This is a genomic window from Planococcus wigleyi (assembly GCF_014836985.1).
Taxonomy (GTDB): Bacteria; Bacillota; Bacilli; order Bacillales_A; family Planococcaceae; genus Planococcus; species Planococcus notacanthi.
The window spans coordinates 23,652-43,086 of record NZ_JACSPU010000001.1 but is presented as its reverse complement, the minus strand read 5'-3'; the positions used below and the strand labels follow the sequence as shown (position 1 = coordinate 43,086).

At 46.5% G+C, this 19,435-nt stretch carries 16 protein-coding genes; 7 read left to right on the top strand and 9 right to left on the bottom strand.

The annotated features are described in order from the left end of the window. Nucleotides 1-48: 48 nt before the first annotated feature. Complete coding sequence (locus H9630_RS00190; RefSeq protein ID WP_191713482.1) at nt 49-1,872, bottom strand: cation:proton antiporter; 1,824 nt, start codon at nt 1,870-1,872, stop codon at nt 49-51. Between the two features lie 147 nt (nt 1,873-2,019). On the opposite strand from H9630_RS00190, the gene H9630_RS00185 reads away from it, so the two are divergent. Together H9630_RS00185 and H9630_RS00180 are read left to right on the top strand one after the other, a co-directional pair. Next, nucleotides 2,020-2,202: an SE1832 family protein gene (locus H9630_RS00185; protein WP_191713481.1), complete on the top strand. Its 183-nt coding sequence runs from the start codon at nt 2,020-2,022 to the stop codon at nt 2,200-2,202. A gap of 37 nt (nt 2,203-2,239) precedes the next feature. Beyond that, nucleotides 2,240-3,805 carry an ABC-F family ATP-binding cassette domain-containing protein gene (locus H9630_RS00180; protein WP_191713480.1) on the top strand — a complete coding sequence of 522 codons (1,566 nt, stop codon included), beginning with the start codon at nt 2,240-2,242 and terminating at the stop codon, nt 3,803-3,805. Nucleotides 3,806-4,352: 547 nt separating this feature from the next. On the opposite strand, the gene H9630_RS00175 is transcribed toward H9630_RS00180, so the two are convergent. The 3 genes from H9630_RS00175 to H9630_RS00165 all read right to left on the bottom strand — a co-directional run bounded on the left by H9630_RS00175 (nt 4,353) and on the right by H9630_RS00165 (nt 7,882). Beyond that, complete coding sequence (locus tag H9630_RS00175; RefSeq protein ID WP_191713479.1) at nt 4,353-5,807, bottom strand: phospholipase D family protein; 1,455 nt, start codon at nt 5,805-5,807, stop codon at nt 4,353-4,355. A 101-nt stretch (nt 5,808-5,908) separates the two neighbouring features. Beyond that, the gene (locus H9630_RS00170) at nt 5,909-6,445 is read right to left on the bottom strand and encodes an RNA polymerase sigma factor (protein ID WP_191713478.1); all 537 of its coding nucleotides are present in this window, start codon (nt 6,443-6,445) and stop codon (nt 5,909-5,911) included. Nucleotides 6,446-6,637: 192 nt separating this feature from the next. Further along, on the bottom strand, nt 6,638-7,882 hold the full coding sequence (locus tag H9630_RS00165) for a CNNM domain-containing protein (protein ID WP_191714457.1): 1,245 nt from the start codon (nt 7,880-7,882) through the stop codon (nt 6,638-6,640). 149 nt (nt 7,883-8,031) lie between these two features. Here H9630_RS00165 and H9630_RS00160 point away from each other — a divergent pair, with 149 nt between their 5' ends. The 4 genes from H9630_RS00160 (at nt 8,032) to H9630_RS00145 (ending at nt 12,166) form a co-directional block, all read left to right on the top strand. Beyond that, nucleotides 8,032-9,408: a dipeptidase gene (locus H9630_RS00160; protein WP_404825513.1), complete on the top strand. Its 1,377-nt coding sequence runs from the start codon at nt 8,032-8,034 to the stop codon at nt 9,406-9,408. Nucleotides 9,409-9,486: 78 nt separating this feature from the next. After that, the gene (locus tag H9630_RS00155) at nt 9,487-10,059 is read left to right on the top strand and encodes a glycerol-3-phosphate acyltransferase (protein ID WP_191713477.1); all 573 of its coding nucleotides are present in this window, start codon (nt 9,487-9,489) and stop codon (nt 10,057-10,059) included. Nucleotides 10,060-10,154: 95 nt separating this feature from the next. After that, nucleotides 10,155-11,012, top strand: coding sequence for a DegV family protein (locus tag H9630_RS00150; protein WP_191713476.1), 858 nt, complete (start codon nt 10,155-10,157; stop codon nt 11,010-11,012). 134 nt (nt 11,013-11,146) lie between these two features. Next, nucleotides 11,147-12,166: a DUF2804 domain-containing protein gene (locus tag H9630_RS00145; protein WP_191713475.1), complete on the top strand. Its 1,020-nt coding sequence runs from the start codon at nt 11,147-11,149 to the stop codon at nt 12,164-12,166. Between the two features lie 113 nt (nt 12,167-12,279). Here the strand turns inward: H9630_RS00145 and H9630_RS00140 are convergent, their stop codons facing one another. Together H9630_RS00140 and kynA are read right to left on the bottom strand one after the other, a co-directional pair. Continuing rightward, nucleotides 12,280-12,996: a glycerophosphodiester phosphodiesterase family protein gene (locus H9630_RS00140; RefSeq protein WP_191713474.1), complete on the bottom strand. Its 717-nt coding sequence runs from the start codon at nt 12,994-12,996 to the stop codon at nt 12,280-12,282. A gap of 10 nt (nt 12,997-13,006) precedes the next feature. Continuing rightward, the gene (kynA, locus tag H9630_RS00135; protein WP_191713473.1) at nt 13,007-13,861 is read right to left on the bottom strand and encodes a tryptophan 2,3-dioxygenase; all 855 of its coding nucleotides are present in this window, start codon (nt 13,859-13,861) and stop codon (nt 13,007-13,009) included. A gap of 129 nt (nt 13,862-13,990) precedes the next feature. Here kynA and H9630_RS00130 point away from each other — a divergent pair, with 129 nt between their 5' ends. Further along, a complete protein-coding gene (locus H9630_RS00130; RefSeq protein ID WP_191713472.1) occupies nt 13,991-14,506 on the top strand; it encodes a YusW family protein in 516 nt (171 codons plus the stop codon). 61 nt (nt 14,507-14,567) lie between these two features. Here H9630_RS00130 and H9630_RS00125 read toward each other — a convergent pair whose 3' ends face one another. The 3 genes from H9630_RS00125 to H9630_RS00115 all read right to left on the bottom strand — a co-directional run bounded on the left by H9630_RS00125 (nt 14,568) and on the right by H9630_RS00115 (nt 19,315). After that, nucleotides 14,568-15,413, bottom strand: coding sequence for a GNAT family N-acetyltransferase (locus H9630_RS00125; RefSeq protein WP_191713471.1), 846 nt, complete (start codon nt 15,411-15,413; stop codon nt 14,568-14,570). Nucleotides 15,414-15,771: 358 nt separating this feature from the next. After that, nucleotides 15,772-17,595, bottom strand: coding sequence for an ABC transporter ATP-binding protein (locus H9630_RS00120; RefSeq protein ID WP_191713470.1), 1,824 nt, complete (start codon nt 17,593-17,595; stop codon nt 15,772-15,774). Next, nucleotides 17,588-19,315 carry an ABC transporter ATP-binding protein gene (locus tag H9630_RS00115; protein WP_191713469.1) on the bottom strand — a complete coding sequence of 576 codons (1,728 nt, stop codon included), beginning with the start codon at nt 19,313-19,315 and terminating at the stop codon, nt 17,588-17,590. Before H9630_RS00115 ends, H9630_RS00120 begins: the two co-directional genes overlap by 8 nt. Nucleotides 19,316-19,435: the final 120 nt, after the last annotated feature.

Below are 19,435 nucleotides of genomic sequence, written 5' to 3'. Positions count from 1 at the left end.
CAAACCCTGTTTCACATTACGTATCGAAAAGCTTACATATGGATGATTTCATTCTTTAGACTGAGTCGCAATTTTAACCCGTTTGTTTTCCAAACGTTCTTGCGTGCGGTCCGATTGGCGTGCAGGAGAAGTAAAGCTGACAACTACATCCCCAGCTTTTGGTTCAAGTTTATTGCTGCCCTCAAAGAACTCAATTTTTCCTTGGGACCTTTGAATAAAGAGCGGGATCATCTCATCTGACCATTTTCCTTTGAAGTCCTCGAAGCTGAATTGATCCGTCAATTGCGTCTTGCGCATCGTATAGCCTTCTTCGGTCTTCGCCTCCAGTTCATGGATATTCCATTGTTCTGCGAATAACGTCCGCCCGCTCAAGGAAACATGAAAGTCAGACGGATCCCCAATATGGATCGCTGTCTGGTAAAGGTTCGTACGACCCAGTTCCGGAACGAAATTATTGACGACAAGAGAGTTGTAGGAATCGGTCTCTGTAGCAACAATCATCGTCTCGTAAGGCGTTAACTCCACTTCATAATCCGTATGCTCCGACAGGATTTCACCAGCATATGTCTTCAATCCAGCTTGGCGCGCCCCTTGCAGGCGACCCCAGGAAGGGTCCACAATCAGTACGTTTTTATTGAAATCTGCCATTGCTTCACCAAGCTTTGTGGCAAACCGGCTGGCTCCCACAATGATGACACCTGGGTCATCCGCTGTTGCCAACCCAAGCTTTTTGCCAAGCCAGCTGATAGTAAAGCCGTGTACGATAACGGTCGAAAAGACCAGCGCAAAAGTCAGCGCCGTCAGCAGTTCCGCATCTGCAAATCCGGCTTCCAGCAAAACGCCCGCAAAATAACCGGAAACCGTCAAAGCCACGATGCCGCGCGGCGCAATCCAGCCGACCAAGGTTTTTTCCTGAATCGTCAAATCGGTGCCGATCGTCGATAGCCAAATCGACAAAGGCCGGACGACAAACAGCGTCGCCAAAACGAATGAAATGATCTGCCAGTTGAAGATGCTGATCAGGACTTCGAGGCTTAATGAAGCAGTCAGCATCACGAAAATACTGGAAATCAGCAGAACGGAAATATTTTCTTTGAAATGGCGCATGTCATTAATCGAAGCGATGTTCATATTGGCCATCATCATGCCCATTGCGGTCACCGCCAGCAACCCGGTTTCATGCATGATCAAATCCGACACGACAAAAGTCAGCAGCACCATACCAAAAACCATCGGCGCCTTCAGAAATTCCGGAACCTGCCCTCTCTCGAACATCAGCCCCATCAGCCACCCTGCTCCTGCGCCAAGTGCGGCTGCAAAAAGGGATGCCAGGAAAAACAGGCCAAAGGCGGCCGCTGTTTCGTCACCATTGGCAAACAATACAAACTGGAATGCAAATAAAGCCAGCAACGCCCCGAAAGGATCGACAACGATGCCTTCCCATTTCAGGATGGCTGCCGGGCGTGATTTTAACTTTGCTTGCCGCAATAGCGGCAGGATAACGGTGGGCCCGGTTACGATAAACAGCCCGCCGATAACAAATGCCACTGCCCACGATAAACCGGCAATGTAATGCGCAGCCAGGGACCCGGCGATCCAGGCAATGAATGCGCCGAGTGTGACGATCCGTAAAATCGGCTTGCTGAAGGTTCGGATTTCCTTGAAATTCAAATTCAAACTGCCTTCAAACAAAATGATCGCTACTGCCAATGAAATAAACGGATTGAACAGTTCCCCGAAACTCTCGGCGGGGTGGATGATTTCAAAAATTGGGCCGACAAGGAGGCCGGCAATCGACATCAGTACAATTGCAGGAAGCTGAAGACGCCACGCAATCCATTGGGAGAGCACTCCTAGAAATATAATGAGCATCAAATCAAATAATAAAGTATCGATGGCAAGTCCACTTCCTTTAGTTCTTTTTTGGAATTATACAGGTTTTATATTGTGAATGAAAATCGTAATAGATTCAAATTTTGTGTTTTTGTGTTACAATGGTAGAAAAATAAGGGTGATTTTGTGAACAAACAGGAATTGGAATACGCGATTGCTGAACTCAAGATGGATTATGTCCGCTACCAAGGCGATATCGAAAAGCTGGAAACGACTGGACATGCCGGAATGGTTGAGAAAGCGGAATTGCGTTTGGAAAAAATGGAACAACAACTTGCGGAATTAAACCAAAAACTCGCGGATCTGTAACCGCGATTTTTTTTATGATAATGGAGGAATTTATTAAATGAGTTTATTGACAGTAGAAAATTTAAGCCACACTTTCGGTGACCGGACCCTTTTCAACGATGTATCTTTCCGATTGGTAGAAGGCGAACATGTCGGATTGGTTGGAGCGAACGGCGTCGGAAAATCGACGATGATGAATATTTTAACGGGCAAAATCATCCACGATGATGGCCGCGTTGAATGGCAGCCACGGACGCATTACGGATATTTGGACCAGCACACGCAACTGCAGCCTGGCCGTTCAATCCGCGAAACCCTTCAGGATGCATTCCTGCCTCTTTATAAAAAAGAAGCGGAATTGAACGATATCGCCATGCAAATGGGCGATGCCGATCCTGAACGGCTCGAAGAATTGCTTGAGCAGATGGCAGAAGCGCAAGATGCTTTGGATGCTGGAGATTTTTACACATTGGACGGCAAAGTAGAAGAGATTGCACGCGGCTTGGGCCTTGATGCCATCGGCCTTGATCGCAATGTGGAAGCCTTATCTGGCGGACAGCGCACAAAACTGTTGCTGGCGAAGCTGCTTCTTGAAAAACCGAAAGTATTGCTTTTGGATGAGCCGACCAACTATCTGGATGAAGAGCATATTCAATGGCTCGTCAACTACCTGAAAAACTATCCGCATGCGTTCCTATTGATTTCGCATGATACGGAATTCATGAGCAGCGTCACTAGCGTTATTTTCCACTTGGAATTTTCACGTCTGACGCGCTACACAGCCACTTACGAAAAATTCATCGAACTTGCTGAATTGAGCAAGCAGCAGCATTTGGATGCTTATGAAAGACAAGAAGACATGATCAAGAAAACCGAGACGTTCATTGCGAAAAACAAAGCGCGTGCGTCGACAACCGGCCGTGCCAAGTCCCGCCAGAAACAACTGGATCGCATGGACCGCATCGACAAGCCGGAAATTGCCGCAAAACCGCAATTTGCTTTCAAAGAAACACGCAGCCCGAGCCGTTACGTAGTTGAAGCGGAAGCTCTTTCCATCGGCTACGATAAACCGCTTCTGCCGCCGTTGACGTTTATGATTGAGCGCGGCGAAAAAATCGCGCTTGTCGGCATGAACGGTGTCGGGAAATCGACGTTGTTGAAAACGATGCTCGGCAAAATCAAACCGTTGGACGGCGATGTACTTCGCGGTGAATATTTGACACCTAGCTATTTCGAGCAGGAAGTCAAAGCACCGACGCATACGCCGCTTGATGAAATTTGGGCTGCTTATCCAAGCATGGACCAAGGCCAGGTTCGCGGTGCCCTTGCCCGTACCGGATTGAAGAACGAACACATTTCCCGTCCGATGACACAGCTGAGCGGTGGCGAACAAGCCAAAGTCCGTCTGTGCAAATTGATGATGGAAGAAAGCAACTGGCTCATTTTCGATGAACCGACCAACCACTTGGACATAGATGCCAAAGCAGAATTGAAACGCGCTATGCAAGCCTATAAAGGCACCATCGTTCTGGTAAGCCACGAACCTGATTTCTACGAAGGACTGGCTACGAAAGTCTGGAATGTCGAAGAATGGATTTCAGCCGGCAAACCCGTGCAATCGTAAAGTACCGCTTAATCGAATAAAAATAAAAACGCCTCTTCTGTTTTTCAGAAGAGGCGTTTTTGTAGCTTGTGAATAAAAAAAATTATATGTTTTGCAGTACATTTACACATTTCATTACACTTATACCGAATCCTGTGCTCCATTCGGACGCTTTCCTGCGGGCTTGCGCCGAACTAACTCGGACTAGCGCCCGAGTGGATTTCGGCACTTCGCTTTCCCGCTGGAGTCGCCGACTTGCGCTCCGGATCCTTGCGTGAGAGGATGACTGAATTTGCTCAGGCTATTTCACCTTGGAATTGACTAACAAGCTTCTCTCTTTCACTGAAGTCACATACACACAACCGAACCGGCCTCGTCGCTATGCGTGCAGCATAGCGATGAAAGCTAGCGCAGCGATGCAGGAGCACTAGTTTTCCAGTGACGAAGAGGTTGAGCCTATGGAAAGCGGAGTAGCCAGAGCGGTTGGGGTTATGAACCGCCATTCACTATTACTAGACTACATCCACAAACAAAAACGCCTCTTCTGTTTTTCAGAAGAGGCGTTTTTTTAATAGGTCGTTAATTTGAACAATCTTTGGAAGCCGTAGATTCCGCGTTGCCAGAAAGTGAAATCGTTTTGGTATTCATCGGTTTCCAGCGTGTAAAGAGCGTCTTCGTTATTCCATAAGCGATCAAAATACGCCTCCATGTCCTGGGTCATTTCACTGTCGTTTGGAGCCACAATCCGGATATTGCTTTCCAGGTTGTAGTCATTGAATGCCCGCTCCGTGTAATTGGTCGAGCCTCCTGAGACAATGGTTTCCTTGTCGGTTTGGATCATGATCGATTTAGTATGGAACTGCCCGACCACAGCGTTGTACCAGCGGACTTGCAGATGCTCATCTGATTCCGCCAACATCTCATGGACCACCGGCCGGTTCGGCAAACCGGTCTTTTCGGTTCCAAAGGCATTTTCATTGGCATCAAGAATCAAACGGACATCCACTCCGCGATTGGCAGCTTCTGATAAGGCGTCCACCACACTGCTTTCTGCAATGTAAAACATCGCCAAACGGATGGCATCCCCTTTTGCCGTCTTTTCAATATCGGAAAGCAGGGCATCGAGCACTTTGCGTTCGGTCAGGTATTGCACCTGGTAGTCCCCTTGTTGTTCAGCTACTTCTACTCTAGGCAAATCGGGCCCTCCCGATAAACGGGATACGGCTTCTTCAGCCTCCAGCATGTCATTCACTACTGGGCCGCTGACTTTGAAGGCCATATTGCCGTGCAAACCGCTGGCATTATGAGGATTCGCTGAACTGATCAACGCTTCTTTTTCCGTAATCACCGCTTTTCGGTGATTGGCTTTAATGTTCATCATTTTCAAGTAGGAAGATACCGTTAAATCAGGTGCATCACTCGACATGCCATTCGGAACCCAGCCTCGGCCTCCTGCATCAAACCATTGAAAAATCACGCGGTAGAATCCGGAGTAAAGCGGCGTGGAGTCTCGCAGCTTGTCCAGATCCGTAGTGATGACTTCGACTCCCTCATCTTCCAGCGTACCCAAAAACTGATTTTCATAGGAACCATAGCCATAATTCAATGGATCGGTAATGAAATAAATCGGCATATCGGGATTTTCAGCTTTTTTATCCAATAAATGATCTGTTAAGGTTTCCGCTACTGCGGGAAAATCCATGTCCTGGTCATTGTAATTGTCAAAGAGAAAGAGATCGATGACGATGAATTCTTCTGCCTGATCGATCATGTCGTTTATTTCATTGAAGATCCGCAGTTCGCTTTCTGTTTTTGTACCTTCTTTATCTTGTGCATAGGATAAATCATAGATCATTTCCACCTCTTCGGCCGCATGGAGGTCGCCTGCGACTGAAATTCCCTCAGGCAATGGCTTGAAAGTATGCCAAACAATGACCGTAATATACAGGAATGCCAAAATGCCGACGCTGCCCATGGCAATTCGCCGCCTTTTGCTCCAATCCTGAAACTTTCTCTTTTTCATGAATCTTCCTCCTCGTGTTTCTATTATACCTGCTCCAGAGAAAAATTCTTTTAATATTTTCCATAAAAAAAACAACCGAAAATTCGGTTGTTTCAGGTAAATTAAATTGCCACTACGTATTCACGTGTCCGATCGTCTTCCATCAGCATGTCCTTCAGGCGTTGCTTGCCTCGGAACAAACGGGATTTCACTGTGCCGATTGACACTTTCATCGCATCGGCAATTTCAATCAGTGAGTATTGGTGGACATAGAAATAAAGAATGGTCGTGCGGTAGATCGCATCCAGCTCGGAAATCTTATGGCGGATCATCACAGAGACATCCTGTTTTTCCAATAATTCAGAGACACCTGTTGAATCTGAAGGAATCAAGTCAAGCAAGGAAACATCCAAGCCTTCAGGCTGCTGGATCAGATGCTTGCTTCGCCGTACATTTTTGCGGTAACGATCACGGAACGTATTCATACAGATTGTCGTCAACCACGCCTTTACATGATCCACTTCAGCAATCGAAGATTCGTAGCGTACAACTTTTAACCAAACTTCCTGCATCAAATCTTCCGCTTCGGCTTTATTGCGTGTCAGCTTCAAGCATAAATGATAAATATAGCGATTGTATTCTGTGTATAACGTTTCCATGATCGTGCCCCCGTCCGTTCTGCTTGTCCAGCGAAGTGATTTTCGCTTTCTCTTATAACCTTATAATGACGGAAGTCCATCTTTCACTCTATCGCTTCTGCTTTCATTTTCCTTACAAAGGTGTAATAAAGGGAACTTTTTCAAAATCCAGTTGTTAAAAAGGAAAAACCCCTGTCCAAGGACAGGAGTTTTCTATGCTAGCGCTTCTTCTTTATCTTTTTTTGTGATGGTTAAACGCACAATACGGTTACGGTCCATTTCATTGATTTCTACGTGAAGATTTTCATACACAAACTCTTCACCTTCGTCCGGAACATGTCCCAATTGCTGCATGACGAAACCGGCAATGGTGTCATGGTCATTCGGCACTTCCACTTTGAACATGTCGTTGACATCTTCAATTTCCAAGCGGCCGTGGCAAGACAAAGTCGTGTCGGTCATTTCAAAGACCAGTTCGTCGTCTTCTTCATCTGTTTCATCTTCAATATCCTGGCCGATCATTTCTTCAATAATGTCTTCATGGGTGACAATACCAAGAGTTCCGCCGTATTCGTCCAAAATGACAGCCATGTGCTTTTTCTTTGCCATCATCATTTTAAAGACTTTTTCAACGCTGACCGATTGAACCACGAATAATGGATTATCGTCCATCAGCTCTTCCAGCGTTAAATTCGGATTCATCGACCATTCGATCAGTTTCTTCGAATAGAACAAGCCTACAACATTGTCCATGCTGTCTTCATAGACCGGATAACGGGTATACGAAGAATCCAGGATCAGGTCGCGAACCTCTTCATAAGTGGAATCGATGGCGATCCCTACCGTATCGGTTCTGTGGGTGGACATGACATCCGAAACGTCTTTATGCGGGAAATCCAAAACACCTTTAATGCGTTCGGATTCATCCTCTTCAAACGTCCCTTCAGTTGAAGCGATGTCGACCATCGTCCGCAACTCTTCTTTGGTCATGGTCGCTTCTTTAACTGTTCCTTTGGAGATGATGCGAATGAAGATATTGGTGAACTGTGCAAGCAGCCATGTTAACGGCGTCAAAAGAACGACCAAAAAGCTGATGACCGGGAATACAATATAAGCCACTTTGTCAGCAAAAGTCGCCGCGATGGTTTTCGGCAGCACTTCACCGAAAATAATCAAGATCACCGTTAAAATAGCTGTTGCAAGTCCAACTTCCCATCCTCTTGTAATGGCAATCGTCGTCACCAATGTAGGCAGCATAATATTCGCTATGTTATTACCGATTAAAATCGTTGTAATCATTCGGTCCGGCTTCGCAATTAACTTCTGCAGTTTCTGAGACTTGACGTCACCCTGCTCGGCGCGAAGATGGACCTTCATCCTATTTACTGCCGTTAATGCCGTTTCGCTTCCCGATAAGAAGAACGACATGAATAGAAAGATACCTAAAGCTATAAACAATTTCATTTCCTCCAGTGTCAAAAACACAAAATTTTACGAACTCTTTCCGTATTAAACACTATACCATAGCTAATTTCCACTTGTCGAAAACCAAAACCTGGTATGTTATAATTTTTTCATAGTTAAATCCAATGAAGCGAGGGATCCTGATGAACGCTCAAGCAGTTGATCAATATTTTAAAGATAACCGTGAAACACATCTGGAAGAATTAAAAACGTTCTTGCGCATCCCTTCCGTCAGCTCCTTATCCGAACACAAAGCCGATATGCGCAAAGGCGCTGAATGGCTGATTTCCGCAATGGAAAGCGCTGGACTGGAAAATGCAAAAATCGATGAGACCGACGGACATCCTGTGGTGTATGCCGACTGGCTACACGCAGCAGGCAAACCGACCGTACTGGTATATGGCCATTATGATGTACAACCGGTCGATCCGCTTCACCTGTGGGAATCCGCACCTTTTGAACCGCAAGTCCGTGACAACAAACTTTATGCGCGCGGCGCAAGCGATGACAAAGGCCAAGTATTCATGCACCTGAAAGCTGTTGAAGCATTATTGCAATTGAACGGTGAATTGCCGGTCAACGTCAAATTCATCATTGAAGGCGAAGAGGAAATCGGCAGCCCAAGCCTTCCGAAATACGTGGAAGAAAACCAGGAATTATTGAAATCCGATATTATTGTTATTTCGGATACCGGTATGCAAGGGCCAGGACGCCCGGCTGTTTGCTACGGCTTGCGCGGTCTTGCCGGCATCCAGATTGATGTCAAAGGGCCAAAAGGCGATCTCCATTCCGGACTTTACGGCGGCGCGGTACAGAATCCGCTTCATGCCATCGTGGAGATCCTTCAATCGTTCCGCGACCAGGAAGGATTGATTCAAGTAGAAGGGTTTTACGACGACGTACTCGAAGTTTCCGACAAAGAACGGGAAGAGTTTGCGGCGCTTGAGTTTGACCTGGAACACGAGAAACAGGAAATCGGCATTTCAGAGGATTTTGGCGAGAAAGGCTATTCCTTCGTCGAACGTACATGGATTCGTCCGACTCTTGAAGTCAACGGCATTACAGGCGGTTTCTCAGGCGAAGGCATCAAAACCGTGCTGCCTGCAGAAGCCAGCACAAAAATCACTTGCCGTCTGGTACCAAACCAGGACCCTGATGATATCGTTGCAAAATTGAAAGCACATGTTGAATCCCATAAGCCTAAAGGGGTAACCGTCGAGATTTCTGAGTTCGACAAAGGCAAACCATTCCTGACGCCTTATGACCATCCTGCCATTCAGGCAGCCGGCCGCTCTTATGAAAAAGTATATGGCGTACCGACCGCTTTCACACGCATGGGCGGATCCATTCCAATCGTTGCCGCTTTTGATGAAATTCTTGGCCTGCCCGTGGTTTTGATGGGCTTCGGTCTTGCATCTGAAAATTTCCATGCACCCAATGAACATTTCCATCTTGAAAACTTCGATAAAGGGCTTCGCGTCATCAGCGATTACCTATACCAAGTTGCAGAGCTGGACTGATTTTCCCATAAAGGCCTTCCCAGCGTATCGGGAAGGCCTTTCTACTCTGCTTTTATTTTGAAATTGGAGGTCCCGCTTATGATCGTATACTGGCTACTTTCCTATATTATCGGCAATTTCCTGACAGCCTGGTGGATCGGCAAATGGAAAAGCGTTGATTTGCGCCAGCAGCGCAGCGGCAATCTCGGCGCCAGAAATGCTGGTGCTATCCTCGGCAAAACCGCCTTTGTCCTGACTTTTCTTGGCGATGCCGGTAAAGGTGCCCTCGTTGTCTGGATCGGCTTCTTCTACCATTTTTCCATTTGGGAAATTGCTGTGGCTGGCCTCGCCGTTGTCCTGGGCCACTTATTCCCTTTCTGGCTCAAGTACCGAGGGGGGAAAGGAATCGCCGCTTTCATCGGGGTCACATTTTGTCTAACACCGGATTTATTTTTGGCGATGTTCATATTGTTCCTGGCATTTTTTCCTTGGCTTAAAAGTGCGACTTTATCGATGCTTGCCAGCTTTGCCGGGTTTATCGCAATGGCCGTAATCCTCAATGTCTGGTTAGTCATTTGGCCATTGATTGGAGCCATAATTATTATTGTGATTAAACATAAAACCGATATCGAGGAATCGTTCAATGGGCGTTTCCGCTCCTCTTCTCTATAGGAACTTCTGCTTTTACAGCTATTGCTACCGCAGAAATATTATCCGTGTTATAGTTTTTGTATTCGAACTATTCTAACAGAAAAGGGAGTTTTTTTATGAAGAAACCGATTGCATGGGTAATGGATACAACCGGGTTTGTCACCGAAGAATTTAAAGCTCATCCTGATGTCTATATTGTGCCGTTGAATATTCATTTTGGCACAGAGGAATTTATTGATGATGGGGTGGATTTGACGAACGATGAACTTTACCGGCGCATAAAAGAATCAACCGAATTCCCTAAGACCTCACAGCCTGCTGCAGGAAAATTTGCAGAGCTCTATGACAAATTGAAAGAAGAATATGAATGCGCCATCGCCGTGCATGCATCGGCCAAGCTCAGCGGAACCATCGCATCTTCCACTGCCGGTGCCGAGATGAGTGAATTCAAGGTCTACGCCATTGACTCTCTGGCGCTGTCTTACGGTTTATCTGGGTTGATTGAACGCGGGCTCAAGCTCCAGGAACAAGGAGTTGAGGCAGAAGAAATCGCCCAACACCTGGAAAAAGAAACCGCTAATTTCCGCAATTACATTCTGATCGGCAATTTGACACAGCTTTACAAAGGCGGCCGCATGAGTGGCGCCCAGTACTATATCGGCAGCCTGCTGCAGATCAAACCGATTGTCCAGCTCACTTCCGATGGCGAACTTCAGCCGATCGATAAAGTTCGTTCACATAAAAAAGCGATTCAGTATTTGATCAACCATGCCAAAAAAGATTACGATGAGCACGGTGTGCGGCGTTTCCAGATTATGCACGGCCATGTTGTGAAAGAAGCCGAAAACCTGAAACAGGTCTTGCTTCAGGAAATGCCGGAAGCTGAAATTTTAATCGGCGATTTAAGTTCTTCTCTTGCTGTCCATGCCGGGGAAGGAACATTGGCATTTCAATGGCGACGGGAAGTTTCGTAAAACTTCTCCGTGACTAATGACACATAGCCCATAAGAATTTTCAGACTTTTTGTCTAAACTGACCGTTCTTGGACGGCTATTCCATCTCTATTCTGCTACAATAAGAGGAGAAGATTGATGGTGAGGTGGATTTAATGCAACATGTTGAACGAGAGCTTACTGAATACGTAAAACTTTGTGATGCAAGAGGCCAATTAAATCCAAAAGCCATTGGTTATGCCAAGCAGCCTTTGGTGGAAAGCAATTTAAGCGGAAATTTCATGCGTAAGAAAAAATGGAATTATTGGTGTGTATTCGGGGATGAAATCCTGTTTTCAGCCACTATTTCCCATTTGGATTATGCGACTGTCTGCTTTGTGTATTTCCTTAATTACGAAACCCAGCGCTTTTATGAAAAAACAGTCGTGCTTCCTTTTACACGTCACGTGAAGTTGTCTGAAAATGCCTTGGATCCCTGTTATTTCCGGAGCGATACCATGACGATCGAATCCATATACAGCCAGGATGCGACCCATTTAACAGTCAGCGTCAAGGACTTTGATGGAGAAGACTTGGAAGCGATCCTGGTCATTTCTCATCCTAAAGATTACGAATCCTTGAATGTTGTTGTCCCATGGAATCGCCAAACTTTCCAGTTCACTGGGAAGCATACGTCACTGCCAGTCAATGGCATGGTGAAAATCGGCAGCCAACGGTTTGAGTTTGAAAAACTCGACAGTTTTGCGGTATTGGATTATGGCCGTGGGGTTTGGCCTCGGGAATCTCTTTGGAATTGGGGTATGGCTTCCCAACGCTCACTCGGGAAAGTGATTGGCTTGAATTTAGGCGGAAAATGGACTGATGGGACTGGAATGACGGAAAACGCTTTTTTCGTCAATGGCAAAATGACGAAGATCCATGAAGACATTTTGTTTCATTACGACAAAGAAGATTACAAGAAACCCTGGCTGATCCATACCAAATTTTCTGATGATGTCCAACTGACGTTCTCTCCATTTTTTGAACGCGTCTCCAAAACCGATGTACGCCTCGTCAAATCGGAAGTCCATCAACTAATCGGCTATTATAATGGTTATGTCCGTTATTCCGATGGCAAAAAACTGAAAATCACCCGGCTTCTCGGTTCCATCGAGGAGCATTACGCTAAATGGTAAAAAGAAAAGACGAATTGGAGAAACATCCAATTCGTCTTTTTTCGCCTTCTTTAGTGGCACTATTTTTTTCTGCACCCTAGTCTTTGAAAGCCCGACTCCTGTTACTTCCGACTCTATTGTCCGAAATGTTCCAGCATCTTTTCGGGATGATCGGTAAAAATTCCGTGGACGCCGATTTTCTGCAGTTCTTCCGCGTAGCTCAGGTCATTGACCGTATAAACATAGACGATGGCGCCTTTTCGCAAAGCGTCTGTTGTCATTCTTCTGAAAGCGGATGGCAAGGAAATATGAATGCGTTTTGTTCCGATAACGCGGGCATAGTCGTAAACGTCAACCAGCACTTCAAAAGTCAGGATGGCGCTTTCAACCTGTTTGTCCTGCACAATCGACAGAATATCTTCGTGGTTGAAAGAAGAAATCAGCACACGATCCGTGAACCCGCGTTTTGCAGCGAGGTCGACAACTTTATCCGCTAAGCCATCATAAGGAAAGACATCGGTCTTTAATTCGATATTCAGCCTGTGGTTGGTCTCTTCAAAAATATCAAAGATTTCATCCAGTGTCGGAATCTTTTCGCCGCTCCATTCTTCGGAGTACCAGGAACCGCAATCCAATTCACGAAGTTCTTTTAAGGTCTTATCTTTTACATAGCCTTTGCCGTTGGTGGTGCGGTTGACTTTTTCATCATGGATGACGACGATTTCTCCATCTCTGGTTAAATGCACATCAATTTCGACGCCTGTAATCGGCAATTCAGCTGCTGCACGAAAGGCCACTAATGTATTTTCCGGATAGGCCCCTGAGCAGCCTCTATGTGCGTAAATCTTCACAAAACCCCTCCTAAATATCTGTTCGTATCTCCCATAATTCCGGGAAAAAGTATTGATCCAGAACCTTTTTCAAGTAATTGACTCCCGACGAACCGCCCGTTCCTTGTTTGAAACCGATGATACGTTCCACTGTTTTCATATGGCGGAAGCGCCATTGCTGGAGCCAATCTTCAATGTCTACTAGTTTTTCAGCCAGCTGGTACAGTTCCCAATGCGTATCCACGTCACGGTAAACCGTTTTCCAGGCATCGCGTACACTTTCATTCGATTCGTAGACCATGCTGACATCCCGCTCCAATATCTCTTTATCGATAGCAAACCCGCTTCTTGCCAGTTTCTGAATCGCTGCATCGTAAAGCCCTGGAGCATTAAAAGCTTTTTCAAGCTCGGCGTGAAGCGGCGCATCTTTTTCGTAGATTTTCAACACATGTTTGGTTTTATAACCAAGTGCAAATTCAATCATGCGATATTGGTAGGATTGGAATCCACTGGCATTGCCGAGATCGTCCCTGAACTCCATGTATTCAGCAGGCGTCAATGTCGACAACACATCCCAGCCCTGGATAATCTGGGATTGGATACGTGAGACCCTGGCCAATTGCTTGAACGCCGGCTGAAGATCATCTTTATGGATATTGTCGATAGCTGCCTGCAGTTCATGCAAGATCAGCTTCATCCACAGTTCCGATACTTGGTGGATGATAATAAACAAGGTTTCGTCATGATGGCCACTGACGCCATCTTGTGCCGTCAAGAGCTTGTCCAGATGAAGATAGTCACCATATGTCATGCTTTCCTTAAAATCTGTGCGGATATTCTTCTCAGCGGCAGCGGCGATATTCTGTCCATTTTCATAGTTGTTCATCAAAGTTGCTCCGTTCATTCTCGGCTTGGGCTCTGCTGGTCTGTTTTACCGTTTCGTCTGCAAATGATTAAATTCTCAAAAAAACGGGAAAGTGCTTACTATACCAATTCCCCGAAAGGATGTTAGCAAATGACTAGTAACAAAAAAAATCTATTGGCTCCCATACTTTTTTCTTCGGTGCTGCTTCTTGCCGCCTGTGGGGATGACGAACAAGTGACTGAGCCTGTAAATAATGAAAATCAAGGACAGCCTGCTGATGCCGGTGGAACCAGCAACGCTTCTCCTGAAGGCGGCCTGGACGAAGGTAGCATCGGCGGTGAAACATTCGGCTTTACTGAACTTGATGTTAATGTCGATTTCCCCGACATGGATGACATGATTGAAATCAATTATGAAGAAGACCGTGACAAAGTGGAAGCTGAATACCAAAACAAAATGACGGAAACGAATTTGTCAGGAAATGATGCCATGGATGAAATCGAACCCGGCCTCAGCCAATTGGAACTGACAACGGACACTCCCGATGATGAAGCCATCTCACAGGTCGTCGAAGCCTTTGGCATCGATAGTGGTTATACCGAAATCGAAATTGAAGTCAGATATCCGGACGGCACCGATAAAGAATATAAACAAACCGGCAATTGATTTAAAAGCAGCTGTTGCCGACAGGGAAACCATTCGCATAAGCGGATGGTTTTTCATTTTTCTAAGCTGTTTCCCGTTTCCAATATGAAATTGTCTGCAGTCTGTGAAAACCTGATTTCTCATAGACATGGAGCGCATCATTCTCTGTTTCGACATCCAAAAGGACTTTTTCAAGGTTACGCTTGAAAGCCAGTTCCCGGCACCATTTCAAGAACAGCTTGCCATAGCCTCTCCCCTGCTGATCCGGATGGACAGCAAATGCCGTTACCCATAATGCACCTTCTTCTGTCAAAAGCGTTGCCGTGGCAAGGGGCTGCCCGCCTTTCTTGAACAGCCATATTTCTCTTTCCGAAGCCTCCATATTATGCTCCAATATAGGCAGAATGCTGTCGTCGAATGCCTTAGCCAGCAACTCAGTCAATTCCTCCGCTTCTCCTGCATAAGGAACCACCTGAAACTCATCCGGCAGGCTACTGCTTGGCAGCGGTTCTGCAGATAGCAGGATCTCCTTGAAATCCGGGCGGAAGCCAAGGCTTTCCATAAATGCAGCGATGTCCGAATTGTTGACGAAAGCCGCCAGTTCACTTTCCGCCTGGCGCTGCGCCAAAGCATGAGCCACACCGTCTGCCAGCGCTGTTCCAAGCGAAAGCCGGCGGTAATCCGGATGGACGAAAAGCGACCACTCATAATGGTGAAGGCCCACCATATCCGCTGCCGCAGCAAACCCGATCAATTCATCCTCAGCGGTATAGGCAATCACTGCGAAACCCCTGGATTCATCCGCTCTCCATAGCGATGGATGGAGAACTGTCCGATTCTCGGATGGCAGATGTTCGAGCAATTGCGCCATGTCGCTGGCAGTTTGCTCATCTATCGGAAATGAAACGATCGATAGCGATAAATCCATTTTTCAACCTCCTGTAAACGATATCCTGCTAATGCAATGCGCGGGAATAGCTCTCGTTTTTTCAGTATTTCTCTGTATTTTCATCCTATCACATCAACTGGACAAATCGAGCTTGAAAAGAAAGAAAAACACAGACCTTTTCAATCAGAAAGACCTGCTCCGAATTTTCCGGAACAGGCCTTCTAGTTATCCGATACAGACGCTCAGTGGGGAAGACCCCACTGAGCGAAATTTCTCTTTATCCCGCTTCAACGGGCAGTACCCCCCCCACTTTTCAGCGGGGGTTTACTGACCGTAAAAGTCCGATTGGTTCAACTAACGCTCAGTGGGGAAGACCCCCACTGAGCGAAGTTTCTCTTTATAATTTCGCATCAGCCAGCATATTGGCGTAAATGCCATTTCCGTTCAATAACTGCTGCTGCGTTCCTGATTCCACCAATCTTCCCATTTCCATAACCAAGACCATATCGGCTTTTCGCACCGTATTCAATCGGTGGGCGATGACAAAACTGGTTCGCCCTGCCATCAAGTGCTCCAGCGCTTCCTGGATTTTCAGTTCGGTAACCGTATCGATGCTGCTCGTCGCTTCATCCAGCAACAGGATAACCGGATCGGCAATCAACGCACGGGCAATCGACAGCAATTGCTTCTGTCCCTGGCTGATCATGGACCCGTCTCCTGTCAGAATCGTGTCATAACCATCTGGCAGCTTCTCGATAAAGTCATGGGCATTGGCACCTTTTGCTGCCTCCACTACTTCTTCATCCGTTGCATCCAATTTCCCGTAACGGATATTGTCGCTGACACTCGCCTCGAACAGAAATGGATCCTGCAGCACAAAAGCGATCTGTTTGCGCAAGGTTTCACGCGGCATCTCTGCAATCGGGGTGCCATCAAGACGAATTTCGCCTTCATTGGCATCATAGAAACGCGCCAAGAGCTGCATGATTGTCGTCTTGCCTGCCCCAGTTGCACCGACAAGTGCTGCAGTTTGGCCGATGCCGACGGAAAAGCTGACATCACGAATGGTCCAATCTTCTTCTGCGCCTTCATACTTAAACGACACCTGGTCGAAAACCACTTCGCCTTCCAACTGTTTTTCCACGTTGAGGACCTGGTCGTCTTTTTCTTCTGTTTCATCCATAATCGAGAAAACTCGTTCAGCTCCAGCAATTGCAGACAAAACGGTGTTGAACTGATTGGCTAAATCGTTTAATGGACGGGTAAATTGTCGGGAGTACTCTGTGAAAATGACAATGACACCGATCGACACGGACCCGTTAAGCGCCAAGATGCCTCCGACACCTGCCACGATGGCAAAACTGCCGTTGTTCAGGAAGTTCATGACTTTTGGAATAAAGCCGGCATAGGTCCATGCCCAAAATCCGGCACGCCGAAGCCGTTCGCTTTTTTCGCGGAATTCTTCCATGACACGGGGTTCCTGTGAAAACGCCTTGATGATTTTTTGTCCGGAAATCGTTTCTTCGATCATGCCGTTTAATTCACCGATTGCTTTTTGCTGCTCTTTATAGAGCCTGCCGGTGCGTTTGGTGATCCATTGGATCGAAATGTACATAAGCGGAATGATGATCAAGGTCAACAACGTCAACAACGGGCTCAGGGTCAGCATGACGATCGCCGTACCGGTCAAAGTCAAAATACTCGAAAACACCTGGATAAAAGACGTATTCAAGGTCGAAGAAACGTTTTCGATATCATTGGTCATACGGCTCATTAACTCCCCATGTTGCCGTTTATCAAAAAACGATACCGGCAAACGCTGAAGATGTGAAAAGAGACGCGTCCGCATACGGAAAATCACTTGCTGTGCGATTCCCACCATCCAGAAATTCTGCAGATACAGCGAAACGGAATGCCCGATATAGACGAAAATCAACCACACGACAACGATGCCCATGCCATTGAAGCTCTGGGGAACGATGTATTCATCAATGATGAAGCCGATTAAATAAGGTCCCAGCAAGGCAAGAGCCGAGCTGACAAACACCAACGACAACACCACAATCAGCAGGAAGCGCTGCTCGTCGACCAGTCTCCAGATCTGCAGCAAGGTTGATTTCCAGTTTTCTGCACGTTCGTTCTTCTTCTCATCCTTTTTCTTCAAGTCTTCTCTCGAAAAAAGCGGTTCATGGCCGAATGGGCGGCGAATGGCATTAAACATATTCATCAACCTCCTCTTCCTGTTGGGACATCGCAATCTGGCGATACAGCTCAGAACTTTCCAAGAGCTCGGCATGGGTGCCGTAACCGGAAATTTGGCCATCTTCCAGCAACAGAATCCGGTCCGCCCTCATAGCGGTCCTGATTTTCTGCGTAACCACCAGCATTGTCGCTTGTTCCTGTTCCAACTCTTCCCATAATGCTGCTTCGGTTTTAACATCCAGTGCACTTGTGCTATCATCCAAAATCAAAATGGAAGGTTTGCGCACCAAAGCGCGGGCGATCGACAGACGCTGTTTTTGGCCGCCGGATAAATTGACGCCTTTTTGACCCACGCGGGTGTAATAGCCTTTCGGGAAACGTTCGACCGTTTCGTGGATCTGCGCTTTAATCGCCGCGTCAGCCAATTCGTCCTGCACTACTTCGTCTTTCCCCCAAGATAAGTTATTGGAAATGGTCCCTGTAAAAAGGAGCGATTGTTGGGGCACAATGCCGATCGTTTTTCGCAGAGCACGCAGCTGCCATTTCGTTACATCCCTGCCATGGATTGAGACCGTTCCTTCGGTGGCGTCATAGAAACGCGGAATCAGCTGCAGCAAAGAAGATTTGCCGGAGCCGGTCGCTCCCATAATTGCCAGTTTTTCATTGGCTTTCAAATGGAAGGAAATATTGTGCAGCACCGGCCTTGAAGTTTCCGGGTACATGAACCAAACATTCTCGAAACGGATTTCACCGCGGTGCACTTCTTTGGATTCGCCGCTCTCATCTTTTTCACGGACATCCTCTGCCAGCAGCACTTCCTCAATGCGCTCTGAGGATGCTTTCGCACGGGCAAATATCATGATGATGAAAGAGAACATGGTGAAAGCACCCGTCATCCGCATCGCGTAATTGACAATGGCGACCAATTCACCGATTTGGGCACCGCCACTGCGGATTTCAAAGGCGCCAAACCATAAAACAGCCAATAAGGACAAGTTCATGCCGAACAATAAAATCGGCAAAATGATTTCCATGATGCGAAATGCTTTTACTGTATCAATTTTCAATGAGCCTGCCACTTCCGAAAAACGGTTGGTTTCATATTTTCCGCGCAGATAGGCTTTGATCAGGCGCACAGCCTGCAGATTTTCCTGAACAATCCGGTTGACCCGGTCCAGACGCTTTTGGACAAAACCGAAATAGCTGACTCCTTTTTTGACCATGGCATACAGGAATATCAATAAGAATGGAAAAACAATCACCAAATAAAAGGCCAGTTTCGGATTAACGACAAATGCCATAATCATGCTTCCGATGACAAGCAAAGGGGCGCGCAGCATAATCCGAAGCCCCATATAGAGGACTTGCTGCACCAACGTGACATCACTGGTCAATCGTGTAATCAAACCCGAAGCCGGGAATTTGTTGAACATAGCCAGTGAAAATGATTGGATCCGCCCATAAAGAGCCTGCCGAAGATCAAACGAAAAACTTTGCGAGGCATGTGCTGCAAAATACGAATTGACGATGCCCGATACAAAGGCGATGACCGACAAGCCCATCAGCACTAAGCCCAATTGAATGATAACGTCCTGATCTCTCGCCACGATCCCTTGGTCGATAATGCTCGCAATGACAAGCGGCTGAAGCAACTCCACTGTCAATTCCAGAAGCATTAAAATCAATGCAATAACAATATAAAATTTATATGGTTTGGCGTATGAAAAAACTGTTTTCATGGGAGTGCCTCCTAAACGTTTCGAAACTCGAACCTTTATATTGACTAGTATGCCATAATTTTCAGATATCGAATAGGGATTTCTATTTTAAAGCAAACATCAAGCAGCCCGATTCTTCAT